At 65.6% G+C, this 24,504-nt stretch carries 21 protein-coding genes, 1 tRNA gene and 1 pseudogene; 16 read left to right on the forward strand and 7 right to left on the reverse strand.

Going from position 1 to position 24,504, the window contains the following annotated elements:
* Positions 1–329 precede the first annotated feature (329 nt).
* The 8 genes from G6N33_RS18125 to G6N33_RS18160 all read left to right on the forward strand — a co-directional run bounded on the left by G6N33_RS18125 (position 330) and on the right by G6N33_RS18160 (position 7,971).
* Positions 330–1,121 (forward strand): MerR family transcriptional regulator, encoded by a 792-nt coding sequence (locus G6N33_RS18125; RefSeq protein ID WP_044507775.1) that lies wholly within the window; start codon positions 330–332, stop codon positions 1,119–1,121.
* Positions 1,122–1,569: 448 nt separating this feature from the next.
* Entirely contained in the window at positions 1,570–2,979 is a 1,410-nt protein-coding gene (locus G6N33_RS18130) for a purine-cytosine permease family protein (protein WP_044507774.1), read from the forward strand.
* Between the two features lie 119 nt (positions 2,980–3,098).
* Positions 3,099–3,503, forward strand: a complete 405-nt coding sequence (locus G6N33_RS18135; protein WP_049918997.1) for a RidA family protein — start codon at positions 3,099–3,101, stop codon at positions 3,501–3,503.
* A 5-nt stretch (positions 3,504–3,508) separates the two neighbouring features.
* Positions 3,509–4,999, forward strand: a complete 1,491-nt coding sequence (locus G6N33_RS18140; RefSeq protein WP_044507773.1) for a 4-hydroxyphenylacetate 3-hydroxylase N-terminal domain-containing protein — start codon at positions 3,509–3,511, stop codon at positions 4,997–4,999.
* 9 nt (positions 5,000–5,008) lie between these two features.
* On the forward strand, positions 5,009–5,599 hold the full coding sequence (locus G6N33_RS18145; RefSeq protein ID WP_044507772.1) for a flavin reductase family protein: 591 nt from the start codon (positions 5,009–5,011) through the stop codon (positions 5,597–5,599).
* Between the two features lie 12 nt (positions 5,600–5,611).
* Positions 5,612–6,445: a cyclase family protein gene (locus G6N33_RS18150; RefSeq protein ID WP_049918996.1), complete on the forward strand. Its 834-nt coding sequence runs from the start codon at positions 5,612–5,614 to the stop codon at positions 6,443–6,445.
* 51 nt (positions 6,446–6,496) lie between these two features.
* Positions 6,497–7,156 (forward strand): VOC family protein, encoded by a 660-nt coding sequence (locus tag G6N33_RS18155; RefSeq protein ID WP_049918995.1) that lies wholly within the window; start codon positions 6,497–6,499, stop codon positions 7,154–7,156.
* Positions 7,153–7,971, forward strand: coding sequence for an SDR family NAD(P)-dependent oxidoreductase (locus tag G6N33_RS18160; RefSeq protein ID WP_081662055.1), 819 nt, complete (start codon positions 7,153–7,155; stop codon positions 7,969–7,971). The genes G6N33_RS18155 and G6N33_RS18160 overlap by 4 nt, the downstream gene beginning before the upstream one ends.
* A gap of 206 nt (positions 7,972–8,177) precedes the next feature.
* Here G6N33_RS18160 and G6N33_RS18165 read toward each other — a convergent pair whose 3' ends face one another.
* From G6N33_RS18165 to G6N33_RS18185, 5 genes are all read right to left on the reverse strand, one after another.
* Entirely contained in the window at positions 8,178–8,828 is a 651-nt protein-coding gene (locus G6N33_RS18165) for an LpqN/LpqT family lipoprotein (RefSeq protein WP_044507770.1), read from the reverse strand.
* On the reverse strand, positions 8,825–9,190 hold the full coding sequence (gene arsC, locus G6N33_RS18170; RefSeq protein ID WP_044507769.1) for an arsenate reductase (glutaredoxin): 366 nt from the start codon (positions 9,188–9,190) through the stop codon (positions 8,825–8,827). Before arsC ends, G6N33_RS18165 begins: the two co-directional genes overlap by 4 nt.
* Positions 9,191–10,171, reverse strand: coding sequence for a ribose-phosphate diphosphokinase (locus tag G6N33_RS18175; RefSeq protein WP_044507768.1), 981 nt, complete (start codon positions 10,169–10,171; stop codon positions 9,191–9,193).
* A 103-nt stretch (positions 10,172–10,274) separates the two neighbouring features.
* Complete coding sequence (gene glmU / locus G6N33_RS18180) at positions 10,275–11,750, reverse strand: bifunctional UDP-N-acetylglucosamine diphosphorylase/glucosamine-1-phosphate N-acetyltransferase GlmU (protein WP_044507767.1); 1,476 nt, start codon at positions 11,748–11,750, stop codon at positions 10,275–10,277.
* Positions 11,751–11,843: 93 nt separating this feature from the next.
* Positions 11,844–11,915: transfer RNA gene (locus G6N33_RS18185), tRNA-Gln, on the reverse strand.
* A 174-nt stretch (positions 11,916–12,089) separates the two neighbouring features.
* Here G6N33_RS18185 and G6N33_RS18190 point away from each other — a divergent pair.
* Positions 12,090–12,683, forward strand: coding sequence for a TetR/AcrR family transcriptional regulator (locus tag G6N33_RS18190; RefSeq protein WP_049919347.1), 594 nt, complete (start codon positions 12,090–12,092; stop codon positions 12,681–12,683).
* A gap of 119 nt (positions 12,684–12,802) precedes the next feature.
* On the opposite strand, the gene lysA is transcribed toward G6N33_RS18190, so the two are convergent.
* Positions 12,803–14,155 carry a diaminopimelate decarboxylase gene (gene lysA, locus G6N33_RS18195; RefSeq protein WP_101528524.1) on the reverse strand — a complete coding sequence of 451 codons (1,353 nt, stop codon included), beginning with the start codon at positions 14,153–14,155 and terminating at the stop codon, positions 12,803–12,805.
* A 118-nt stretch (positions 14,156–14,273) separates the two neighbouring features.
* Between lysA and mfd the strand changes: the two genes are divergently transcribed.
* The 7 genes and pseudogenes from mfd (at position 14,274) to G6N33_RS18230 (ending at position 23,696) form a co-directional block, all read left to right on the forward strand.
* Positions 14,274–17,969, forward strand: coding sequence for a transcription-repair coupling factor (gene mfd, locus G6N33_RS18200; protein ID WP_044507760.1), 3,696 nt, complete (start codon positions 14,274–14,276; stop codon positions 17,967–17,969).
* A 48-nt stretch (positions 17,970–18,017) separates the two neighbouring features.
* Positions 18,018–18,994, forward strand: a pseudogene (locus G6N33_RS18205) (nucleoside triphosphate pyrophosphohydrolase); the annotation flags it as partial.
* A 410-nt stretch (positions 18,995–19,404) separates the two neighbouring features.
* Positions 19,405–20,136, forward strand: coding sequence for a lytic transglycosylase domain-containing protein (locus tag G6N33_RS18210; protein ID WP_061559803.1), 732 nt, complete (start codon positions 19,405–19,407; stop codon positions 20,134–20,136).
* Positions 20,137–20,232: 96 nt separating this feature from the next.
* Positions 20,233–21,522 carry a phosphopyruvate hydratase gene (gene eno, locus G6N33_RS18215; protein WP_044507758.1) on the forward strand — a complete coding sequence of 430 codons (1,290 nt, stop codon included), beginning with the start codon at positions 20,233–20,235 and terminating at the stop codon, positions 21,520–21,522.
* 35 nt (positions 21,523–21,557) lie between these two features.
* Positions 21,558–22,274, forward strand: coding sequence for an FtsB family cell division protein (locus tag G6N33_RS18220; protein WP_044507754.1), 717 nt, complete (start codon positions 21,558–21,560; stop codon positions 22,272–22,274).
* Positions 22,267–22,758 (forward strand): DUF501 domain-containing protein, encoded by a 492-nt coding sequence (locus tag G6N33_RS18225; protein WP_044507753.1) that lies wholly within the window; start codon positions 22,267–22,269, stop codon positions 22,756–22,758. Before G6N33_RS18220 ends, G6N33_RS18225 begins: the two co-directional genes overlap by 8 nt.
* Positions 22,749–23,696 (forward strand): Ppx/GppA phosphatase family protein, encoded by a 948-nt coding sequence (locus tag G6N33_RS18230; RefSeq protein ID WP_044507752.1) that lies wholly within the window; start codon positions 22,749–22,751, stop codon positions 23,694–23,696. The genes G6N33_RS18225 and G6N33_RS18230 overlap by 10 nt, the downstream gene beginning before the upstream one ends.
* Positions 23,697–23,808: 112 nt before the next feature.
* Here the strand turns inward: G6N33_RS18230 and G6N33_RS18235 are convergent, their stop codons facing one another.
* Positions 23,809–24,489 (reverse strand): response regulator, encoded by a 681-nt coding sequence (locus tag G6N33_RS18235; RefSeq protein WP_044507751.1) that lies wholly within the window; start codon positions 24,487–24,489, stop codon positions 23,809–23,811.
* Between the last annotated feature and the right edge of the window lie 15 nt (positions 24,490–24,504).

The following is a 24,504-nucleotide window of genomic DNA, read 5'->3' on the forward strand; positions in this document are numbered from 1 at the left end:
TGTCGGAACGTTCATGGCTCGAAAATCAAGAGCCAGCGCGGATTTCCGTAGGCTAAGGACATGACGCGACCGAGGGTGGCCGTCCAGGCGTCGATCCAACGCTTCGATGAGACGAGTCCAAGTCCCCGCCGAGATGCTGCCGACGGCGCGGACTGAAGACCGCAAGGTGAGTTACGGCGGTCGTCACGGCATCCCGGTCCGGGGCCACTGGCCATCGACCCAGTCGCCCACCGAGGGCTGGCCCGTAGTCGTGTTCTATCGCGGCGGCGGTTGCATGCCGCTAGTGTGCGCTGTGAGCAACATCGGGTATTGGATTTGAGCGACGCGTTATGGCTAATGCGAGGTCTTGGTTAATTGGCGAGGTAGCCAAGATCGTTGGGACCTCCCCGAGCCGTATCCGGGCGTGGGAGAAAGAGGGGCTGCTCAACGTCCGTCGCACGTCGTCCGGTCATCGCCTGTACTCAACAGCTGACGTTGAACGGTTACGCGAGCTGAAGCGCCTCGTCGACGGTGAGGGATGGTCAGCCACCGCGATCAAGGCCAATCTCAACGCTCATTTTCCAGACAACATGTCTCCGAGCAATGCGATCGGGCGGCGCATTCGCGATCTGCGGGGGACAGCCGGATGGTCGTTACGCGACCTAGCCGAACGCTGCGGTGTTGCACCGTCAACGGTCAGCAGTCTTGAGCGTGGCCAGTCGATGCCGTCCGTTGGCTCGCTGCACAAGCTTGGTCGGGCATTTGGGATGACACTCGCTCAGCTTCTGGAAGTCGACGAAGCCGACAGTTCTCTTGTTGTCCGCAAGAGTGAACGGGTGCTGATTCCGATGCATACACCGGGATTGGCGTGGGAAAAGCTCTACACCGGGGAATCAGTCCTGGAATCTTTGATGGTGACTGTGCAGCCGGGAGCCGGCACCGACGGCGCGCTTCAACACTACGGCGAGGAGTTTCTCTACGTCATCAAAGGCTCGATCGAGTTGGTTCTCGACGGCCATCAGAAGTATGACTTGCATGCCGGGGACGCCATGACGTTTGACAGCATGCGCGAACACTCCTACAGCAACCGCGGGACAAAGATCGCGCAGATCGTCTGGGTCAACACCCCACCGACGATCTGACACCGGGGAGCCCCGGGCTCTCCGTTCCTTCCGGACGACCTTCACCCCGGACGCGACGTTCCCGCGTCAGCCGCTTCTCGCGCGTTGTCACAGCGGGGTTTCCGAAACGCAGCGGCAAGAAAAGCAATGTTAACGCTGAAGTGACCGCCGTTACGTTCGTCTTACGTGACTTACAGCCTCTACTTGCAAGGTTTACGGGTGCGCCGCACAAAACTACTGTGGCCGTACACCTCAATGGAGCGGGATCGCGAGTCGGTCACCGATCCGCCCAGCGGCTCAATGCCGGCCCATCAGCAACACACGGACAACGCCCCTACTGAAACGCGTTGACGCACACCCGGTTTCGACACAGAACCGTGACCAACACACCGAAACAGCCGCCTCGGCAGTAAACGCGTCGGCCCCTGGCCCGCCCTGTTGAGGTCTCGCACAGAAAGACTCTGCGCCAATGGAATCGACCTTTCGCGCCGCTCAGGTCGAGCAGGTGACGATCTCACCAGTCCCCGAGGGCGCCCGTCGCGGGCGCGCACGCGGACTGTTTCCGATCTGGTTCGGCGTTCAGATCATGCCGCTCACGGTGGTGACCGGCGTGCTGGGCACCACGGTCTACGACCTGCCGGCCGGGTGGGCCATTCTCGCCAGCGTCATCGGCAACCTGGTCGGCGCGGTCTTTGTGTCGCTGCATTCGGTGCAGGGACCCCGTTTAGGTGTCCCGCAAATGGTGCAGAGTCGCGGCCAGTTCGGTCTGCGCGGATCACTGCTGGTGCTCGCGGTTGTGATCCTGATGTATGTCGGCTTCCTCGCGTCGATCCTCGTTCTGGCGGCATCGGCATTGCAGGTCATCGCCCCGAAGCTGGGCAGTGTGCCGGCGTTAATCGTAAGCGGTGCAATTACTTTGGCTTTGGTGATATTCGGATACGAGATGATCCACAAGGTGAACCGGATGCTGATGCCGCTGTTCGCCCTCGCGGCGGTGGCGGCGCTCGGATACGTCATGGCCAGCGGCGCACCCGAGTCGGCAACGAGCACACCATCATTCACCGTGCAGGGGTTCATGGGGATGCTGTCGGTGGCCGCCATCTGGCAGTTGTCCTACGCGCCCTACGTTTCGGACTATTCGCGCTACCTACCCAGCCGGGTTTCCTCCGCGGCGTCGTTTTGGGCGACTTACCTGGGCGCCGCAGGCGGCGCGATCCCGATGATGGTCATCGGCGCCCTGCTCGGAAGGGTCTCCGACGGCAGCCTCAGCGCCCTTTACCACCTGCTGCCCACCGGAGTAGGCGTGTTTGTCATGATCGTGTTCTTCTTGGGCTCGATCGACGCCTGCACCATCAACCTCTACGGGCCCGCTCTGTGTGTGGCCACCACCATCCAGACGTTCAAGCATGATTGGCTGCCCGGCGCCCGCGCACGCGCCACGATCGCGACCATCATCAGTGTGCTGTCGGTCTACGTGGCGGCCGCCTTCGCCAGCGACTTCCTAGTCAGCTACAGCAACTTCATCGAGATCTTGCTTTACCTCTTGATCCCGTGGAGCGTGATCAACTTGGTCGACTACTACCTGGTTCGCAAAGCGGACTACCACGTGGCGTCTTTCTTTACGCCCACCGGCGGCATCTACAAGCACTACAACTCTGCCGCCATCGTGTCCTACATCGTCGGCTTCCTTGTCCAACTGCCGTTCATGTCCGGAGCGTTCTACACCGGCTTCGTGGCGCACGAGATGGGTGGCGTGGACATCGCCTGGATCGTCGGGTCGCTGGTCACCGTCCTGGTGTATGGGGTGCTTGGCCTCAGGCAGGAGAGGACTGCGATGGTGAGCCGGGTCAGCCCTGCCGCAGAAGCCACCGCCGCTTAGCAATGCCGCTTCTTGGGTCCAGTTTTCCCACCTACTTTCAACGCACATCGACGAGAGGAACCATGACAGAGATACTCGCTGGAATTCAGATTCCTGATCACGCAGTACGACAGCGCCTGATGCCCGAAGACACCTGGGACTGGCATATGCCCACCCCGTTCTCGCAGGGTTGGCGGGTCGGGAACCTCGTTTTCATCGGCGGCCAGTTGTCGGCTGACAGACACGGCAACGTCGTCGGCGCCGGTGACATCGAAGTGCAGACCCGCAACGTCTTCGAACACATCACCAAGACACTCGCCGCGGCCGGTGCCACGTGGGAGCACGTCGTCAAACTCAACACCTACTACTGCTTCGACGGCGACGGCGATGAGGTCAAAGAGAACTGGACGAAGATGACCAAAATCCGTATGCAGTACCTGCCCAACCCGGGACCTTGCGGCACCGCGGTTCGCGTGTCCGGCCTCATGTACGACGGATTTTTGATCGAAGTCGAAGCCATCGCGATCATCACCGAAGGGAAATAACACCGATGTCCAGCGCCATCGACCCGCAGCGGCTCCGGATCGACAAGGTCGTCGAAGCTCTTAAAGACAGTCCTGAACCACACTTGCTGACCGGCGACCTCTACAAGCGCACGCTGCGCGACGGCCGGCGCGTCATCGATTCCTTCGGACGCGAAATCGAAGACGTTACAGTGCATCCCGACCTTCGCGCCGTGGACACCACCGCGAGGGTACTCGACGCCCAGTTCGCGCCAGAGTCGCAGGATATCTTGACCTTCCGTGGCGACGACGGCGGCCGCCGGGGAATCGGGTGGCAAATCCCGACGACCCGCGAGCACTTATTGGCCAAAAAGGACGGCACCGGGTTCATCACTAAACAAACGATGGGCGTCTATGGCCGGCCAGTCGACTACGGCGCCATGATGGCTCTGGGATTCTTGTCGACCATCGATCGGATCGAAGCCGAGAATCCGGAATTCGCGCAAAATATCCGCGATTTCGTCGCGTTGTCCGCCGATCACAATCTCTTGAGCACGGACTTGATCGCCGATCCCCAGTCCGATAAGAATATCCCGCGCAACGAGCGCCCGTCGCAGCTGCGCATCATCAAGGAAACCCCGGACGGCGTCGTGCTCAACGGCGCGAAGGTCGCCGGCAGCATGGGGGCCCTTGGGCACTTCTTCACGCTGTCGACCACGCTGGGCCCCGGCTTGGGTCCCGACGCAGCGATCTGGGCGGCCATCCCGGTCAACAGCCCCGGCGTCACGCTGCTCCTGCGCGAACCGACCGCCAACATGCATTCACCCCGCGCCGACCATCCGCTGGACCATGCCGGTGAGGAGATGGACCAGATCATCATGTTCGACAACGTGTCTCTACCACGCGAATACGTCTTCAGCGCCCACAACCTGGACCTGCTGACACTGTATTACGAGAGTTGCGCGTTCTCGCTGTGGTCAGTGATGACCCGGCTGGCGTTCCGGGCCGAGATCTTTGCCGGCGTTGCGCAGGTCATCACCGAAATCCTGGGCACCGACAAGATCCCGGGCGTGCAAAATGCGGTCGCCGACGTCACTCTCTACGCCCAGACGCTCAAGGCGTACGCGCTGGCCACCATTCATGAATCGGTGGAGTGGAACGGGGTGCAGGTCCCCAACCCTGAACTGGTCACGGCCGGGCGGCTCTACTCCATCGAGAATTACCCGCGGATCACCTACCAGATTCAGGATCTCAGCGGGCAGGCTCTCGTCGCACGTTGGCCCGAAAAGGTATGGGATCACCCGGAATTCGGGCCGAAGATGGATGCCTACTTCCCCGGCACCGGGGTGACCGCGCGGGAGAAGAACGTCTTCTTCAACTTCGTCTTCGATCTGCTCTGTGGGGCCCATGCGGGACGTGTCGCGCTGTTCGAGAATATCAACGCGACGCCGCCGGCCTTCGTCAAAAGCCTTGTCTACAGCAAGACCGACCGCAAGGCAGCAGCTCGACTGGTGCGCGACTACGTCGGAATCTCCTAGGGAGTCAGCATGAATGCGGCAGAAGTCGGCGGCGCCGGCCGCCTCGTCGAGCAAGACTCGGCGCGCACGCTAGCAGATCCGGTTGCTGCCCATCCGCTGGCGATCAGCACTGAGCAGACTCCGAAGTTCGCGGCGGCGATGCGGATGCTGGCCACCGGCGTGGTGATTCTTACCGTCGAGGTCGACGGGCGACCGTGGGGTGTGACGATCAGTTCCTGCTCGTCGCTGTCAATGGCACCGCCTCGCCTGGTGTGCTCGCTGAAGTCAAACTCGGCGGCAGCACTGGCCGTCGCCGCCGGTACTCGGTTCGGGATCAACATCCTCTCGGCGGCACAAGCAGAGTTGGCTGAAGCATCCGCCAAGCCGGGAGTGCCGAAATTCCTCGACCTGGACATCCTGATTCACCGGGGAGATCCTCAGGTCGCGACACCTCAGATTGCCGATGCTTTGTACAACCTGGACTGCGTCGTCGTCTCACGATCCCAGATCATCGAACACGACCTGGTGGTTGGTGAGGTGCGCTGGTCACAGTCCGGTCCCCACCATGACCCATTGCTGTATTTCAACCGATCGTTTCGGGCTCCGGCCTGGCAGACCTAAGGACGACCATCGATGACAACCACGACCCGCGCGGCTCTAGTCGCCGCAGGACAGCAGAAGGCGCTGGCCGAGTCGGCCGTTCGCACGCCGCCGCCAAGCACTCCGCTGTTGGGGGCGGATCTGCTTGAGCGGTCCAACCATGTCGTCGACCTGACCCGCCCGCTCTACGAGGGGATGCCGATGTGGTTTGGTCATCAAAAGACGTTCACTCCGACCAACCAGGACCACGAGCGATTCAAGGAATTGCACCATACCGAAATCGGTTTCTACGCACGCAATCTGATCATCAGCGAGCATGCCGGCACACATACCGACGCCACCATCGAGTACGACCCCGCCGGTCTGTCGATCGAGAAACTGGCACTGGAAATGTATTACGGATCAGCGGTATGTCTGGACATGTCGGAGGCCCGGTGGATGGATCCGGATCCCGATTGCATCGGCTGGGCAACCGAAGACGTGGTCCGGCGCGCAGAAGCCAAGCTTGAGGCGGCCGGGGAGAGCATCAAGCCGGGCGACATCGTCTTGGCCTGGTTCGACTACGGGGACCGGTATTTCCCCATGCCGCAGTACATCAACCACAACCCCGGCTTTTCTTGGGACGGCCTGGAATACCTCGCCAAGAAGGGAATCGTCAACATTGGAACCGACTGCAGCGCAATCGACAACAGCGGCGACGACAAATTCAGTGGACACATGGTTTGCAAGAAGTACGGCCTGGTCAATACCGAACACCTCGCCAACCTAGGCCAACTGATCAACAAGCGCTTCCAATTCTGGGGACTCCCGCTCAATATCACCGGCGGAACGGGATCACCCATCCGGGCGATTGCCGTCCTGCCCTAAAGACCGCGCCCACAATTTTGATCCGTCCAACAGCTATCAGTCAGGCGCGCAGTGCAATTCGATCATATCGTCATCGCTACCTCCGACCCCGTGAATTCGGCTCACCGACTGTCCGAGAACACCGGGTTGACGGCTCTGGAGGGAGGCGTGCACGACTCCCTGGGTACCTACAACTACATCGTGCCCCTAGGGCGCGGTTACCTCGAACTTGTCGGCGTGCACGACGACGTCCTTGCCAAACGGAACCCGTTCGGTCAGCTGGTGCTGTCGGCGCTTGCTCGCAACAGCGAGTCCTTCGCCGGGTGGGCCGTCGAGGTGACCTTCGACCAACTCACCGCAACCGCACACCGGCTCGCCACGAAAATTCGTCGACTGACGCGGCGCGGCGTCGGGATCGACTATGCCGGTATGGAGACATCGACCACATCCCCGGGCCTGCCATTCCTGCTGACGAGATATCCCGGCGTCCCGCACCCCGGACATCTGGATGTCGATCATGATGTCAGCCTGCTCGGCGACATTAGCTTGCAGATCGCGGAATCCGCCGCCCAACTGGACCATTGGATCGACGGGATCCGCTGCGATTCCGCCCTGGACATCGAGGTGCGCAGCCACGGCAGCGGCCAGGGCATCCACAGAGTCTCCATCGGCACGTCCACAGGACCGATCGTGCTCACGGCGGCGCATCCGATCGGAGGAGCCACAACATGACCAGCACCACGTCAAACACATACTCGGAATCGTCAGCAATGAAGTCGACACGACCGGTCGCGGTGATCACCGGCGGGGGCCGCGGCATCGGAGTCGGCATCAGCACGGCGTTGGCCCGCCACGGCTACGACCTGGTCATCGGATTCACCTCTGACGAGTCCGCCGCCAGACAGACTGCCGCCGAGATCGCCGCTGAAACGGGCGCAAACCCAGTGCTCGTCCGCGGGGATGTTTCGGTGCCCCAGACCGCTGCGGATTTGGCCCGCGCCGCGTTAGGCGAGTTTGGCGCCCTTGACTGCTGGGTGAACAACGCTGGCTACATGGCAACTGGGGCGCTGCTCGAACTCACCGGTGCACAGGTGCTACGTTGCTTCGAAATCAACTTGCTCGGAACCTTTTACGGGATCCAGGCTGCAGCAACAGCGATGACGTCGGGTGGGCGGATCATCAACATCGCGTCGGAAGCCGGTATCCGGGCCTGGCCGTTGTACGGCGCCTACGCGCCGAGTAAATTCGCACAGATCGGGCTCAGCCAAGTCGCAGCGCTTGAGCTGGGCGGTCGCGACATCACCGTCAACACAGTCTGCCCCGGCATCATTGAAACCGACATGATGATCGACAAGTGGGTCGCCGAGTCCAAGATCACCGGCAAGTCGATCGACGAGATCCGCAACGAGGTAACCGCCGCGACCTTGACCGGGACGCTATGTACCCCAGCGGATATCGGTGCGACCGTGGCGTGGCTAGCCAGCCCGAACGCACGCAACGTGACCGGCCAGTCAGTATGCGTCAACGCGGGAGTCACGCTGCACTGACCCACCGCCATTTATCTGGGGCTCACACTGAGGCGTTTCACATCGACCGCACAATCGACCGCCGAAGCACAGGATCGTGCAATCGAGGTTAATGGCGCAGAAGTGTGGGTACAGCGGTAGACCCTCCGACGACCTCCGCGAAGCCATCGCCGCCATCACCGGCAACCCTGCATACTAAATTGTGCTAAGTCGGGTTTTCCCGCGCCCTATTTCGCGGCGACGACGAAGCCGTGGATGATCCGGTCGATGTCGGGGCCCTGCGCGGCCGCCTGGTCGGCCAGTCCGGTGATGGTGAGCTGCACGAAGTAGCGCTGCTTTGCCGGTGGCGACCCGGTCGGCAGGACGATCCGGTTCCAGCTGTGCAGCCGCATGCCGTTGTCGTTGTTGTAGCTGCCCTGAATCATCGACGAGGGAAACCCGTTGAAGGGATCCATCGAGACGTCCAATTGTTTGAAGTTCTCGAACAATTGGGCGTCGTCGTTGCCGTGCTTGATGACTTGTGTCGGGTCGAACTCGCCGTTGAGCTTGAACACCACGAGCCTCGCCGTCGGATACTTGCCGCCCTTGGCCAGCATCAGCGTCTCCGGTGCGATGTGCGGATCGGTAAACCGCGACCAACCCGCGGGTGTCGGTATCGACACTGTCAGATCGGTCAGCGAATCGGGCGCCACCTGCTGTCCGGTTACGCCGATGCTGTTCAGATACATCGACAGCGGGACCGGCCGGTCGGTAGTCGTGGTGGTCGTGGCCGTTGTGCTCGTCGTCCAAACCGTCGAGTAGTCAGGGCTTTTCGGGCCACAACCGACCACGGTCAGGGACAGTGCGGTGATCGCGGCAGCGGCGGCGAGCCGTCTCACAGAATCTCGTGCACCGCGTCGATCGGACGAGCCAGCCGGGTGCCTTTCACGGTGACGACGAATGGCCGCTCGATCAGGATGGGATGTTCGGCCATCGCGTCGAGCAGCTGGTCATCGGTGGCGTCAGCGAGATTGAGCTCGGCGTAGAGCGATTCGCGCTTGCGCACCGCGGTGCGCACATCGATACCCGCGGCGCGGATCATGCCCGCGAGGTCGTCACGGGACGGCGGGGTCTTCAAGTATTCCACGATCGTGGGGTCTAAACCGTTGTCCCGCAACAAGTCGAGCGTTTTACGAGAGGTGCTGCATTTAGGATTGTGATAGATGACGGCCGAGCCGGAGTCTGCAGAACCGGAAGGCATCTAGGCATCCCCGTCGAATAGTCCTGTGACGGAGCCATTCTCGAACACGGCGCGGATGGTGCTGGCCAGCAGCGGAGCAATCGACAGCACCGTGAGCTGCGGGAAACGCTTCTCATCGCCGATCGGCAGCGTGTTGGTGACGATCACTTCCCGGGCGCCGCACGCGGCCAGCCGTTCGGCGGCCGGATCCGACAGCACACCGTGGGTGGCCGCGACGATCACATCGGTGGCGCCGTCCTCGCGTAACAGGTTCACCGCGCCGGCGATGGTTCCACCGGTGTCGATCATGTCGTCGATCAGCACGCAGGTGCGGCCGTCGACCTCGCCGACCACCCGGTTAGAGACCACCTGGTTGGGCACCCGCGGGTCGCGGGTCTTGTGGATGAAGGCGAGCGGCACGCCGCCCAGCGCGTCGGCCCACTTCTCGGCGATGCGCACCCGGCCGGAGTCGGGGGAGACCACGACCATGTTGCTGTCGGGGTAGTTGTCGCGGATGTAGCCGGTCAGCAGGTTCTGGCCGCGCATGTGATCGACGGGCCCGTCGAAGAATCCCTGGATCTGGTCGGTGTGCAGGTCGACGGTGACGATCCGGTCGGCACCCGCCGTCTTGAGTAGGTCGGCGACTAGCCGCGCCGAAATGGGTTCACGGCCGCGGTGCTTCTTGTCCTGGCGCGCGTAGGGATAGAACGGCATCACGGCGGTGATCCGCTTCGCGCTGCCCCGCTTGAGGGCGTCGATCATGATCAGCTGTTCCATCAGCCAGTTGTTCACCGGCGCCGGGTTGGATTGCAGCACGAACGCATCGCAGCCCCGCACCGATTCGTGGAAGCGCACGAAGATCTCGCCGTTGGCGAACTCGCGCGCGGTTTGCGCGGTGACGTGGACGTCGAGTTCCTTGGCGACCTGCTCGGCGAGTTCGGGATGCGCCCGCCCGGAGAACAGCATCAGATTTTTGCGATTGTCGGTCCAGTCGTGGCTCACCGTGCTGCCCTTGCCGTTCGGGTCGTGATGGAAGTGCTGCTCATCGTACGTAGCGAATCGTACGGAATGATCGGCGGGTTGCCTGCCACCAAACTCATGGTGTCTATACGGATTCCGGTGGCGGGGTAATCGAAGGAGCCTGCCGGGCAGCCTTCTCCGCGGCTTCCGCGGCGGCGGTGCCTGGGCGTTTACGTTGCACCCAGTTCTCGATGTTGCGTTGCGGGCCGGCAGACACGGCCAACGCGCCCGGCGGAACGTCCTCCCGTAGCACGGTGCCGGCCCCGGTGTAGGCCCCGTCGCCGACGGTCACCGGGGCCACGAACATGGTGTCCGAGCCGGTGCGGACGTGCGAGCCGACCGTGGTGCGCCGTTTGGTGGTGCCGTCGTAGTTGACGAAGACGCTCGACGCCCCGATATTGCTGTGCTCGCCGATGTCGGCGTCGCCGACGTAGGTCAGATGCGGCACCTTGGTGCCGGCCCCGATAGTGGAGTTCTTCACCTCGACGAACGCGCCCAGCTTGCCGTCGGCGCCCAGCGCGGTGCCCGGCCGCAGGTAGGCGAACGGGCCGACCGTCGCGCCGCTGCCGATCGACGCCGATTGGCCGTGTGTGCGCACCACGGAGGCGCCGTCGCCGACGGTGACGTCGGCCAAGGTGGTGTCCGGCCCGACGACGCAGTGGCCGCCGATCTGGGTGCGGCCGAGCAGCTGCGTCCCCGGGTGCACCACCGTGTCGCGGCCGATCGTCACGTCGACGTCGATCCATGTGGTGGCCGGATCGATCACGGTGACACCGGCCAGCTGGTGCGCGGCGACGATGCGGCGGTTGAGCTCGGCGCTCAACTGTGCCAGCTGGACGCGGTTGTTCACGCCGGCCACCACTGCGCTGTCGTCCACATGCCGGGCGTGCACGGTCCGACCGTCGCCGCGCAGGATCGCGATCACGTCGGTCAGGTAGAGCTCCCGCTGGGCGTTGTTGGAGCCGAGCCGGCCCAGCGCCGACCGCAAGGCGGCGGCGTCGAAGGCGTAGACACCGGCGTTGACCTCACCGATGCTGCGCTGCGCGGCGGTCGCGTCGGCTTCCTCCACGATCGCCATCACTTCGTCGTCCTGGGTGCGCAGGATGCGACCGTAACCGAACGGATCGCCCAGGGTGGTGGTCAGCACCGTCGCCGCGGCCGACACCGCGTTGTGGGTGGCGATCAGGTCGGCCAGCGTGTCGGAGTCCAGCAGCGGGGTGTCGCCCGAGGTGATCACCACGACCCCGGCGTAATCCTGCGGCAACGCGGACAGCCCGCACAGTGCGGCGTGGCCGGTGCCGCGGGGGCGGTCCTGCAGGGCGACGTCGATCGGACGGCCGAGGGTGTCGGCGAGTTCGGCGACGACGGGCGCGATGCGCTGGTGCTCGTGCCCTAGCACCACCACCAGCCGCTGCGGTGCCACCTTGGCGATCGAGTGCAGCGCGTGGGAGAGCATGCTGCGTCCGGCGAGGGTGTGCAGCACCTTCGGGGTGTCCGATCGCATCCGGGTACCGGGCCCGGCGGCCAGGACCAGCACCGCTGTGTCACCGTGAAACGACATCGACTCTCCTCGCGCTTAGCCCCAAGACTGTCATTTCACCTGCACCAATGGCAAAGACCCGACACCGGGGACCCGGCGGACAAGCAGCCGAAGCTCCGTCGCCAGGACTCGAACCTGAACTATCTGAACCAAAATCAGAGGTGCTGCCGATTACACCACGACGGACTGTCGATCACGGCCGGTGACGGTATCCGCCAACCGCGCCACCAAGACTTTAGTCGGACCACGATGCGAACCGCTCGCGGCGCCGAAGAAACCCGGGCATTTTCGGCTGGACGAACCGATACGCTGAGGGACGTGGCAGCCCCGGATAAAGAGGTGCGTGCGCCACGCGCCCGGATGACCGGCAGCGAGCGTCGACATCAGCTGATCGGCATCGCACGCTCACTTTTCGCCGAGCGGGGTTACGAGGGCGCCTCGATCGAAGAGATCGCCCAGCGGGCCAACGTCTCCAAGCCGGTCGTCTACGAGCATTTCGGCGGCAAGGAAGGCCTCTACGCCGTGGTCGTCGACCGCGAGATGTCCGCGCTGCTGGACGGCATCACCTCGTCGCTGACCAACAACCGGTCCCGGGTCAGGGTGGAGCGGGTCGCCCTGGCGTTGCTCACCTACGTCGAGGAGCGCACCGACGGCTTTCGGATCATGATCCGCGACTCGCCGGCATCGATCAGCACGGGGACCTATTCCAGCCTGCTCAACGACGCGGTCAGCCAGGTCAGCTCCATCCTGGCCGGCGACTTCGCCCGCCGCGGCCTGGACCCGGAGCTGGCACCGCTGTACGCCCAGGCGCTGGTCGGTTCGGTGTCGATGACCGCGCAGTGGTGGTTGGACACTCGCGAGCCCAAAAAAGAAGTGGTGGCCGCGCACCTGGTCAACCTGATGTGGAACGGCCTTACCCACCTGGAATCCGATCCGCGGCTGCAGGACGAGTAAGGCCACTCGACTAGCGACTGTGTGCCGACGACGACCGCGAGCGCGAGGCGGTCGGCGTCGTCCGTATCGGGGACCCAGTCAACCCAAGTCGACGCCAATCAACCCGAATCAACCCCCAATCAACCGCAGTCGCGCGAGAGCAGGTCGGCGATCGTCTCCCGGCGGATCATTTGGTGGACCCGGCCGGTTCTGACCGCCACCAGCGGCGGCCGGCACACCATGTTGTAGTTCGAGGCCATGCTGTGGTGATAGGCCCCCGTGCAGGCCACCGCCAACAGGTCGCCGGGATGCAGATCGACCGGCAATTCGACGTCCCGGGCGATCTCGTCACCGGCCTCGCAGTGCCGGCCGACGACGGTAACCCGCTGCTTGAGCCCCAGCGAGTGCCGGTTGGCCAGCGTGACGGTGTACCGCGCGCCGCACGACGACACCCGCGGGTTGTCGCTCATGCCGCCGTCGACGGCGACGAAGGTACGCCCTCCCGGCTGCGATTTAACCGAGCAAACCCGGTACAACGTCACGCCGGCCCGGCCGCTGATCGCGCGACCGGGTTCGACCACGACCGTCGGCCGCGGGAAATGTTCGGCGGCACAGGCCGCGTCCAGTGCGTCTTCGACGACGACGGCGAGGTCGTCGAGTTCGAGCTCGCGGTCACCGCAGACGTACGGGATCGCGTGCCCGCCGCCGATGTTGAGCTCGGTGAGGATGACGCCGTGCCGGGCCCGGATGTCGGCCATCGCGGCGATCATCCGTGAAATGGCTTCGCCGTACCGGCCCGCGTCGGTCACCTGCGACCCGATGTGGCAGTGCAGTCCGACCAGGTCGAGGATCGGGTGCGCCAGCACCCGCCGCACCGCATCGGCGGCATGGTCCTCGGCCAGGGTAAAGCCGAATTTGTGGTCGCTGCTGCCGGTCGTGACCGCGCGGTGTCCGTGGCTGTCTGGCCTGGTTGGGGGGTTCGGGTTGACGCGGATCAGCACCGGCTGACGTTTTCGTGCGCAGCCGGCCAGATAGGCGATTTCGATGCAGGAGTCCAGCACGATCCGCCCGACCCCGACCCGGACCGCGTCCTGCAGCTCGTCGGGCGATTTCGCGTTGCCGTGCATGATGATTCGGGCCGGGTCCACGCCGGCAGCCACGGCGACGGCCAATTCGCCGGCCGAGCACACGTCGATGCCCAGGCCTTCTTCGTGCGCCCAGCGTGCCACCGCCGTGGTCAGCAACGACTTTCCGGCATACACGACCTCAACCCCCCGCAGCACCTTGCGGTAGCGGCGGGCCCGCTGACGAAAATCTGTTTCGTCGATCACATAGGTGGGGGTGTGGAATTCGTCGGCGATATCCGTCAGGGGTACGTCGCCGACGCAGAGCCGGCCTTCCTCGTCGGAATGTGTAGTGGCAGGCCAGATCGCGGGATCCAGTCGCCGGGGCGCCGCCCGGCCGATGGACGGCAGCATGTCGAGCAATGTCATGAGTTCAAAGTGCGCCGGGTCGAACCCCCATGACCGGTTCCTTACGATCCCTTGACGGCCCCCGCCGCAATCTTGACGTCGTTTTGCGGATTCCTCGGCCACCTAGAATGGGTGCATCATGACCGCACCGGGGCCTGCTCGCCCAGAAACCCCGATCGCGGGGCTCGTCGAATTGGCGCTGACAGCGCCGACGTTCCAGCAGATCACTGCCGCGGCGGCCGGACCGGCCACGCTGGACCTGGTCGGCCCGGCGAGCGCGCGGGTGTTCGTCGCCAGCGCGTTGGCGCGGCGCGGCCCGCTGCTGGTGGTCACCGCCACCGGCCGCGAAGCCGAGGACCTCGGCGTTGAACTGCGCGGTGTGTTCGGTGACGCCGTCGCGATCTTCCCGTCCTGGGAAACACTGCCGCACGAACGGCTTTCGCCGGGCGTCGACACCGTCGGCACTCGGTTGATGGTGCTGCGCCGGCTGGCGCACCCCGACGACGCACGGTTGGGGCCGCCGTTGCAGGTCGTCGTGACCGCCGCGCGCTCGCTGCTGCAGCCGATGACGCCGCGGCTGGGGCTGGTGGAGCCGCTCACCTTGACCGTGGGCGCTGAGGTGGACTTCGACGCCGCCATCGCCCGGCTGGTCGAACTTGCCTACACCCGGGTCGACATGGTCGGCCGCCGCGGCGAATTCGCGGTGCGGGGCGGCATTCTCGACGTATTCGCCCCCACCGCCGAACATCCGGTGCGTATCGAGTTCTGGGGCGACGAGATCACCGAGATGCGGATGTTCGCGGTGGCCGACCAGCGGTCGATCCCGGAGCTGGAGGTCGACACCTTGGTCGCGGTCGCCTGTCGCGAACTGCTGCTCACCGAGGACGTGCGCGCCCGGGCCGCCGAGCTGGCCACTCGGGCGGCCGCCCAGCTGCCGGAGGGGCAGGCGGCGATCACCGGCAGCGTCGCCGACATGCTGGCCAAGCTTGCCGAGGGCATTCCCGTCGACGGCATGGAGGCGCTGCTGCCCGTTCTCCAGCCCGACGGCGATCGCTCGCACGCGCTGCTGACCGATCAGCTGGCCGACGGCACCCCGGTACTGCTGTGCGACCCGGAGAAGATCCGCAGCCGGGCCGCCGACCTGATCAAGACCGGCCGCGAATTCCTCGAGGCATCCTGGTCGGTCGCGGCGATGGGCAGTCCCGAAGGCCAAGCACCGGTCGACATCGAGCAGCTGGGCGGGTCGGGCTTCGTCGAATTCGACGACGTGCACGCCGCCGCGGTCAGCGGCGGGCATCCGTGGTGGACCCTGAGCCAGCTGTCCGACGAGTCGGCCGTCGAGCTCGAGATCCGGGCGGCGCCGTCGGCCCGTGGCCATCAGCACGACATCGCGAGCATCTTCGCGATGCTGCGTGCGCACGTCTTGACCGGCGGCTACGCGGTGGTCGTCGCGCCCGGCACCGGAACCGCCCATCGGGTGGTGGAGCGGCTGGCCGAGTCCGACACCCCGGCCGCGATGCTGGACTGCGGCGCGACGCCCAAGGCCGGTGTGGTCGGGGTGCTCAAGGGCCCATTGCACGACGGTGTAGTGATTCCGGGCGCCAACCTGGTCGTCATCACCGAGACCGACCTGACCGGCAACCGGGCCACGGCGCCCGAGGGCAAGCGGCTGGCCGCCAAGCGGCGCAACACGGTGGACCCGCTGGCGCTGACCGCCGGCGACCTCGTGGTGCACGATCAGCACGGCATCGGGCGGTTCGTCGAGATGACGGAACGCACGGTGGGCGGAGCGCGGCGCGAATATCTGGTGCTTGAGTACGCCTCCACCAAAAGGGGCAGCGGCGGTCAAAACACAGACAAGCTGTACGTCCCGATGGATTCCCTGGATCAGCTGTCGCGGTATGTGGGCGGGCAGGCGCCCGCGCTCTCCAAGCTCGGCGGTAGCGACTGGGCCAACACCAAGACCAAGGCCCGCCGCGCTGTGCGCGAGATCGCCGGGGAGCTGGTGTCGCTGTACGCCAAACGACAGGCCAGCCCGGGCCACGCGTTCGGGCCGGACACGCCGTGGCAGGCCGAGATGGAGGACGCGTTCGGCTTCACGGAGACCGTCGACCAGCTGACCGCCATCACCGAGGTCAAGGCCGACATGGAAAAGCCGATCCCGATGGACCGGGTGATCTGTGGCGACGTCGGCTACGGCAAGACCGAGATCGCGGTGCGTGCGGCGTTCAAGGCCGTGCAGGATGGCAAGCAGGTCGCGGTGCTGGTGCCGACCACACTGTTGGCCGACCAGCATCTGCAGACATTCTCCGACCGGATGGCCGGCTTCCCGGTGACTGTCAAGGGCCTGTCCCGGTTCACCGACACCGCCGAGTCGCGGGCAGTGCTCGAAGGCCTGGCTGACGGGTCGGTGGACGTAGTGATCGGCACCCATCGGTTGCTGCAGACCGGGGTGCGGTGGAAGGACCTCGGTCTGGTGGTGGTCGACGAGGAGCAGCGGTTCGGTGTCGAGCACAAGGAACACATCAAATCGCTGCGTACGCACGTGGATGTGCTGACCATGAGCGCCACCCCGATCCCGCGGACCCTGGAGATGAGCCTGGCCGGGATTCGCGAGATGTCGACGATCCTGACTCCGCCCGAAGAGCGCTATCCGGTGCTGACCTACGTCGGCCCGCACGACGACAAGCAGGTCGCCGCCGCGCTGCGCCGCGAATTGCTGCGCGACGGGCAGGCGTTCTATGTGCACAACCGGGTCAGCTCGATCGACCGGGCGGCGGCGCGGGTGCGCGAGCTGGTGCCCGAGGCGCGGGTGGTAGTGGCGCACGGGCAGATGCCCGAAGATCGGCTGGAACGCACGGTCCAAGGCTTCTGGAACCGCGAATACGACATCCTGGTGTGCACCACGATCGTGGAGACCGGCCTGGACATCTCCAACGCGAACACGCTGATCGTCGAGCGGGCCGACACCTTCGGCCTGTCGCAGCTGCATCAGCTGCGCGGCCGAGTCGGCCGCAGCCGGGAGCGCGGATACGCCTACTTCCTCTATCCGCCGCACACGCCGCTGACCGAGACGGCCTACGACCGGCTGGCCACGATTGCGCAGAACAACGAGCTGGGCGCGGGCATGGCGGTCGCGCTGAAGGACCTCGAGATCCGGGGTGCGGGCAACGTGCTGGGCGTGGAGCAGTCCGGTCACGTTGCCGGCGTCGGATTCGACTTGTACGTGCGGCTGGTAGGCGAGGCCGTCGAGGCCTACCGGGCGGCCGCCGACGGTCAAGTCGTCACCACCGCGGAGGAGCCCAAGGACGTGCGGATCGACCTGCCGGTCGACGCGCACCTGCCGCCGGACTACATCGCCAGCGACCGGCTCCGGCTGGAGGCCTACCGGCGCCTGGCCGCGGCGCCCGACGACGCGGCCGTCGATGCTGTCGTCGAGGAACTCACCGACCGGTACGGGGCGTTGCCGGAACCGGCGCAGCGGCTGGTGGCCGTCGCTCGGCTCCGGTTGCTGTGCCGCGCCTCGGGCATCACCGAAGTCTCGGCCCCGTCGGCGGCGACGGTGCGGCTGTCCCCGCTGACGCTGCCCGATTCCGCACAGGTACGGCTCAAGCGGATGTATCCGGCCGCCAATTATCGCGCCACTACGTCGACGGTGTCCGTACCGATTCCGCGGGCCGGCGGAGTTGGTGCGCCGCGGCTCCGCGATGTCGAGTTGGTGCAGATGGTGGCCAACCTGGTGACCGCCCTGCAGGGGAAACCGCAGCAAGAAGTTGGTATAACGAGTTCGTCAGCGCCGCGCGACGATAGCGCCGGCCGCAAATCGGCGGGCTGAAGGTCGGGTCATGGGCTCGAGCGGTGACAAGGGAGGAGAACGGCGCCAGTGATTGTCGTCTTGTTCGACCCCCGCCGCCCGTCGCTGGTGCCCGTCGAGGCGGTCGAGCACCTGGCCGGCGAGGTCCAGTACACCGAGGAGATGCCCGTCGCGGTGCCCTGGTCGTTGCCGTCCGCGCGTCCGGTGGACACCGGGACAGACGCCCCGGTGCTGCTGTCCTCGGACCCTGACCACCCCGCCGTCACTGCCCGGTTGGCTGCCGGGGCCCGGTTGATTTCGGCGCCGGAGACACCCCGCGGGGAACGACTCGTCGACGCCGTCGCGATGATGGACAAACTGCGCACGGCCGGGCCGTGGGAGAGCGAGCAGACGCACGACTCGTTGCGCCGGTACCTGCTCGAGGAGACCTACGAGCTGCTGGATGCGGTTCGCAGCGGCAACGCCGACCAGCTGCGCGAAGAGCTGGGCGACGTGTTGTTGCAGGTGCTTTTTCACGCCCGCATCGCCGAGGAAGCTCCGCAGTCGCCGTTCGATATCGACGCGGTCGCCACCACGCTGATGCGAAAGCTGGGCAATCGGGTACCGGGAGTGCTTGCCGGCCAAACGATTTCCCTCGAAGAGCAGTTGGCTCAGTGGGAACAACGTAAAGCGGCCGAAAAGCCCCGTATGTCGGTGATGGACGACGTGCACACCGGCCAGCCCGCGTTGGCGCTCGCACAGAAGGTGATTCAGCGAGCGTGCGCTGCCGGACTGCCCACCGACCTGATTCCCGCCCAGATCACTTCGATTTCCGTGTTGACCGACGTCGATGCCGAAAGTTTTCTTCGCACTGCCGTTTTGGAGTTCGTGGACACGGTTCGCGCGGTCGAACGGTCGATCGCTGCGACGCGGCGCGGGGACAACGTGCCCGAAGAGTTCGACGTGGTGCCGCTGGGCGCGGTCACCGAGCAGGAGTGGCGGGAGCACTGGGCCGCCGAGGCCCCCGACGGTGCAGCGGCGGGGGAGCCCCTCGAGACGGACTTGACTGGCGGCGCGACCGATGCCGAGACCGACGAGCCCGGCCGGGTCGACGACCAACCCGAGCAGGTCGAAGCGGCCGCCGATGCGCCCGAAAAGGCGTCCAAGCGGTCCGGCAAGGACGCCAAACGGGCCCGCAGCCCGGACTGACGCGGGATTCGAGCACCTCATAGGTTTGTCCGGCAGCGATCCTGCCATTGTTTGCCATCTCAGGGCGGTGCGCCGGATAATGTGGCTTGTAACTTGGCGAATCCCGGTAATACACGGCGGCCATACTTTGCTAGCCACGATCGTTGCCAGCTAACGCATAATCTGGCGGAAACCGGGCTTGCCGGCGCAAAGAGACCGGTTACGCGGGAAGGTCATGGGACGATAATCAGTGGGTGACGTTGGTGTAGGGGAAGTTAAGGGGAACGTGGTGTCGCCGAGGCGTTGGTTGCGCGCAGCCGCCGTGATCGGTGCGACTGCCATGCTGATGGCCTCCAGCTGCACCTGGCAACTCAGCCTCTTCATCCCCGCGGGCGTGCCGCCGCCGTTCGGCGACCCGGTGCCGCCGGTCGACACCCACGCCAGCGGCCGGCCCGCGGACCAGTTGCGCCAGTGGGCAATCCCGCGCGCCGCGGCGTTAGAAATCCCGCTCATCGCGCTGGAGGCCTACGCTTATGCGGCCCGGGTCGCCGAAGTCGAGAACCCGAAGTGTCATATCTCCTGGACCACCCTGGCCGGCATCGGGCAGGTGGAAAGCCACCACGGCACCTACCGGGGTGCGACGTTGGCACCGAATGGAGACGTCAGCCCGCCCATCCGGGGTGTCCAGCTCGACGGCACCGGCGGCAACCTGCGCATCGTCGACGCCGACCAAAACAGCACCGACAGCGAGCCCGCGATTGCCCGCGCCATGGGGCCGATGCAGTTCATCCCGGAGACGTGGCGGCTGTACGGGGTCGACGCCCATAACGACGGCCGAGTCAACCCGGACAACATCGACGACGCGGCCCTGGCAGCCGCAGGTTATTTGTGTTGGCGCGGAAAGGATCTCGCCACCCCGCGGGGGTGGGTCACCGCGCTGCGGGCATACAACAATTCCGGCGTGTACGCCCGCGCCGTGCGGGACTGGGCGACCGCCTACGCGGCCGGTCACCCGCTGTAGAAGGATAGTTCGTGACCCAGGCTTTAGGCTGGGCCTGTTGAGGGCAGGCCGAAGCGCGCCATCAGCAACGAGTCAAGTTCAGGCAAGGAGATCCTAGTGCCGATTATCGAGCAGGTCGGGGCCCGCGAGATCCTCGATTCCCGCGGTAACCCCACGGTCGAGGTCGAGATCGCCCTGATCGACGGGACTTTTGCCCGGGCGGCCGTGCCGTCCGGTGCGTCGACCGGGGAGCACGAGGCCGTCGAGCTCCGCGACGGCGGCACCCGGTACGGCGGCAAGGGGGTGGACAAGGCAGTACAGGCCGTCCTCGACGAAATCGGCCCGGCGGTGATCGGACTCAACGCCGACGACCAGCGTCTGGTCGATCAGGCGCTGGTCGACCTGGACGGCACCCCGGACAAGTCCCGGCTGGGTGCCAACGCGATCCTTGGCGTGTCGCTGGCCGTGGCCAAGGCGGCGGCCGACTCCGCCGAGCTGCCCTTGTTCCGCTACCTGGGCGGGCCGAACGCGCACATTCTTCCGGTGCCGATGATGAACATCCTCAATGGCGGCGCACATGCCGACACCGGCGTCGACGTCCAGGAATTCATGGTCGCACCGATCGGTGCGCCGAGCTTCAAGGAGGCGCTGCGCTGGGGTGCCGAGGTGTACCACTCGCTGAAGTCGGTGTTGAAGAAGCAGGGTCTGAGCACGGGGCTCGGTGACGAGGGTGGTTTCGCGCCGGACGTCGCGGGCACCAAGGCGGCGCTGGATCTGATCCTGACTGCCATCGAAGCGACCGGCTTCAAAACGGGGTCGGACGTGGCCCTGGCGCTCGACGTGGCCGCGACCGAATTCTTCACCGCGGGCGAGGGTTACAGCTTCGAAAAGGAGATCCGCAGCGCCGACCAGATGGCACAGTTCTACACCGACCTGCTGGATACCTACCCGTTGGTGTCCATCGAGGACCCGTTGTCCGAGGATGATTGGGACGGTTGGGTGGCGCTGACGGCGGCCGTCGGCGACCGTGTGCAACTGGTGGGCGACGACCTGTTCGTCACCAACCCGGAGCGGTTGGAAGAGGGCATCGAACGCGGTGCGGGCAACGCGCTTTTGGTCAAGGTGAATCAGATTGGCACGCTGACCGAAACACTCGATGCCGTTGCGCTGGCGCACCACAGCGGATACCGCACGATGATGAGCCACCGCAGCGGCGAGACCGAGGACACCACGATCGCAGATCTCGCGGTGGCCGTGGGCAGCGGGCAGATCAAGACCGGCGCGCCCGCGCGCAGTGAGCGAGTCGCCAAGTACAACCAGCTGCTGCGTATCGAGGAGGCCCTGGGCGACGCGGCCCGCTACGCCGGCGACCTCGCCTTCCCGCGCTACGTGTTGGATGTGAAATAGCTTGGCAGTCAACGGCAAACGCGACTAGCGCTGCAATGCCCGACGCGAAACGGCCGGATCCCAAACGCCGCTCCCCGGCATCACGCCCGGGGAAAGCGGGTGATTCGGTACGGCGCGGTCGCGCTGCCAAACCCTCGGCGAAGCCTTCCGCAAAGCCCTCTTCCAGGCCCTCGTCTAAGCCGTCGTCGCGGTCGCCGAAGGTGGCGCAGAATGCCTCGACGGCCCGAAGCGCGGCCGAGCACATTGTCGAACCCATCAAGCGGCAGATCACCGAGTCGATCGAGCAGCGGTCCGAGCAGCGACTGGGTTTCACCGCCCGGCGCGCGGCGGTGTTGGCCGCGGTGGTCTGCGTGTTGACCCTGACCATCGCGGGTCCGGTCCGCACGTATTTCGCCCAGCGCACCGAGATGGCGCAGTTGTCTGCCAGTGAGGCGGCACTGCGGCGCCAGATCGCCGACCTCGAGCAGAAGAAGGTCAAACTCGCCGACCCGGCCTATATCGCGGCTCAGGCCAGGGAGCGGTTGGGTTTCGTGATGCCGGGGGACACGCCCTTCCAGGTGCAGCTTCCGCCGACCGCGGCTGCCGCCCCGCAACCCGGAGACGAAACGTCCAAGCCGGCGAGCAACGCTCCGTGGTATACGTCGTTGTGGCACACCATCGCCGACGCTCCGCACCTGCCGCCGGCCGCCGCGCCACCGGCCGGACAGCCGGCACCGCCGGATTCACCGGGGCCCGCGACTCCCGGTGGTTGATCGTGCCGACCTGGAAGCGGTGGCAGGCCAGCTGGGACGCGAACCACGCGGTGTGCTCGAGATCGCCTATCGGTGTCCCAACGGTGAGCCCGGCGTGGTGAAGACCGCACCGAAACTGCCTGACGGGACCCCTTTTCCGACGCTGTACTACCTGACGCATCCGGCCCTGACGGCCGCCGCGAGCCGACTGGAGACGACGGGGCTGATGCGAGACATGACCCAGCGGCTGAGCACGGACCCCGAGCTCGCGGCCGCATACCGGCGCGCGCATGAGTCGTATCTGGCCGAGCGTGACGCGATCGAGCCGCTCGGGACGACGTTTTCCGGTGGGGGCATGCCGGATCGGGTCAAGTGCCTGCATGTGCTGATCGCGCATTCGTTGGCCAAAGGACCCGGCGTCAACCCATTCGGCGACGAGGCGCTGGCGCTGCTGGCCGCCGAGCCGGCCATGACCGGGGTGCTGGACGGTGAGTTGTGGCGCTGAGAGTGGCGGGCGTGGACTGTGGTACGAACTCCATTCGGCTGCTGATAGCCGACGTTTCAGAGGGGACGCTGCGTGACGTGCACCGCGAGACTCGGATCGTGCGGCTGGGCCAGGGCGTCGACGCCACCGGTCAGTTTGCCCCGGAGGCGATCGAGCGGACCAGGGCCGCGCTGGCCGACTACGCAAGCCTCATGAAAAGCCATGGGGCGCAACGGGTTCGGATGGTAGCCACGTCGGCTGCCCGTGACGTCAGCAACCGCGACGAGTTCTTCGCGATGACGGGTGAGGTGCTGGGCCCCGTGCTGCCCGGCGCGGTGGCCGAGGTGATTACCGGAGCCGAAGAAGCCGCGCTGTCCTTCCGCGGGGCGGTCGGTGAATTAGACCGTACCCGAGGGCCTTTCGTCGTCGTCGACCTGGGCGGCGGGTCTACCGAGCTGGTGCTCGGTTCGGACGAGGTCGTGGCGAGCTACTCCGCCGACATCGGCTGTGTTCGGGTGACCGAGCGCTGCCTGCATTCCGATCCGCCGACCCCGGCGCAGGTGCAGGCGGCGCGGCAGTTCGTTCGCGATCGGCTCGGCCCGGCCCTGCAGGCCGTGCCCGTGCAGCAGGCCCGAACCTGGGTTGGGCTGGCCGGCACGATGACCACGCTGTCCGCGCTGGCCCACAATATGACGGCGTATGACGCTGCCGCCATTCATCTCTCACGCGTCGCCGGTGCCGATCTGACAGCGGTGTGCGAACGGCTGATCGGCATGACCCGGGCGCAGCGGGCGGCGCTGGCGCCGATGCACGAGGGCCGCGCCGACGTGATCGGCGGCGGCGCGATCGTGGTGGAGGAGTTGGCACGCGAGTTGCGCAGCCGGGCCGGCATCGATGAGCTAACCGTCAGCGAGCACGACATCCTCGACGGCATCGTGCTGTCGGTCGTCTCGGCCTAAGCCTATGGCCGGGCCCTTTGACTGTGCAGTCACGGCTTTCCGGGTGCCGTGACGGCCGCCGCGCCGGGAGTGTCGGCGCCCCGAGTCCACACTCGCGGCCGCCGGCGCACACTCAGACTTCGAATCGGTAGCCCATACCCGATTCGGTCACCAAGTGCTTGGGATGAGACGGATCGTCTTCCAGTTTGCGCCGCAGCTGCGCCAGATACACCCGCAGGTAATGGGTTTCGGTGGCATACGCCGGCCCCCACACCTCCTTGAGTAGTTCTTCGCGACCCACCAGCTTGCCGCGATTGCGCGCCAGCACCTCGAGCATGCCCCATTCGGTCGGCGTGAGGTGCACCTCTTTGCCGTTCTTGGTGACCTTCTTGGCGGCCAGGTCGACGGTGAACGAGTCGGTCTCGATCACCGGCTCATCGATTTCCGATGCCGCGGCGTTACGCCGAACCGCCGCCCGCAGCCGCGCCAGAAACTCGTCCATACCAAACGGTTTGGTGACGTAGTCGTCGGCCCCGGCGTCCAGCGCCTCGACTTTGTCCGATGAATCGGTTCGCGCCGACAGTACGATCACCGGCGCGGTCAACCAGCCGCGCAGACCGCCGAGGACCTCGATGCCGGAAATGTCGGGCAGGCCCAGATCCAGGATCACCACATCGGGTTTGTGTTCGGCGGCCGCACGCAGGGCGCCGGCACCGGTCGCCGCGGTGACAACCTCGTAGCCGCGCACCGAGAGGTTGATGCGTAGCGCGCGCAGGATCTGCGGCTCGTCATCGATCACCAATACCCGAGTCATGTGCGCCGCTTTCCC

Origin of the sequence: Mycobacterium simiae (assembly GCF_010727605.1) — a bacterium.
Lineage (GTDB): Bacteria > Actinomycetota > Actinomycetes > Mycobacteriales > Mycobacteriaceae > Mycobacterium > Mycobacterium simiae.

What these genes read in the sequence shown, in the direction of transcription:
- G6N33_RS18125 (WP_044507775.1), top strand. Translation starts at nt 330, where the DNA reads ATGGCTAATGCGAGGTCTTGGTTAATTGGCGAGGTAGCCAAGATCGTT.
- G6N33_RS18130 (WP_044507774.1), top strand. Translation starts at nt 1,570, where the DNA reads ATGGAATCGACCTTTCGCGCCGCTCAGGTCGAGCAGGTGACGATCTCA.
- G6N33_RS18135 (WP_049918997.1), top strand. Translation starts at nt 3,099, where the DNA reads ATGCCCGAAGACACCTGGGACTGGCATATGCCCACCCCGTTCTCGCAG.
- G6N33_RS18140 (WP_044507773.1), top strand. Translation starts at nt 3,509, where the DNA reads ATGTCCAGCGCCATCGACCCGCAGCGGCTCCGGATCGACAAGGTCGTC.
- G6N33_RS18145 (WP_044507772.1), top strand. Translation starts at nt 5,009, where the DNA reads ATGAATGCGGCAGAAGTCGGCGGCGCCGGCCGCCTCGTCGAGCAAGAC.
- G6N33_RS18150 (WP_049918996.1), top strand. Translation starts at nt 5,612, where the DNA reads ATGACAACCACGACCCGCGCGGCTCTAGTCGCCGCAGGACAGCAGAAG.
- G6N33_RS18160 (WP_081662055.1), top strand. Translation starts at nt 7,153, where the DNA reads ATGACCAGCACCACGTCAAACACATACTCGGAATCGTCAGCAATGAAG.
- arsC (WP_044507769.1), bottom strand. Translation starts at nt 9,190, where the DNA reads ATGCCTTCCGGTTCTGCAGACTCCGGCTCGGCCGTCATCTATCACAAT.
- glmU (WP_044507767.1), bottom strand. Translation starts at nt 11,750, where the DNA reads ATGTCGTTTCACGGTGACACAGCGGTGCTGGTCCTGGCCGCCGGGCCC.
- G6N33_RS18190 (WP_049919347.1), top strand. Translation starts at nt 12,090, where the DNA reads ATGACCGGCAGCGAGCGTCGACATCAGCTGATCGGCATCGCACGCTCA.
- lysA (WP_101528524.1), bottom strand. Translation starts at nt 14,155, where the DNA reads ATGACATTGCTCGACATGCTGCCGTCCATCGGCCGGGCGGCGCCCCGG.
- mfd (WP_044507760.1), top strand. Translation starts at nt 14,274, where the DNA reads ATGACCGCACCGGGGCCTGCTCGCCCAGAAACCCCGATCGCGGGGCTC.
- G6N33_RS18220 (WP_044507754.1), top strand. Translation starts at nt 21,558, where the DNA reads ATGCCCGACGCGAAACGGCCGGATCCCAAACGCCGCTCCCCGGCATCA.
- G6N33_RS18235 (WP_044507751.1), bottom strand. Translation starts at nt 24,489, where the DNA reads ATGACTCGGGTATTGGTGATCGATGACGAGCCGCAGATCCTGCGCGCG.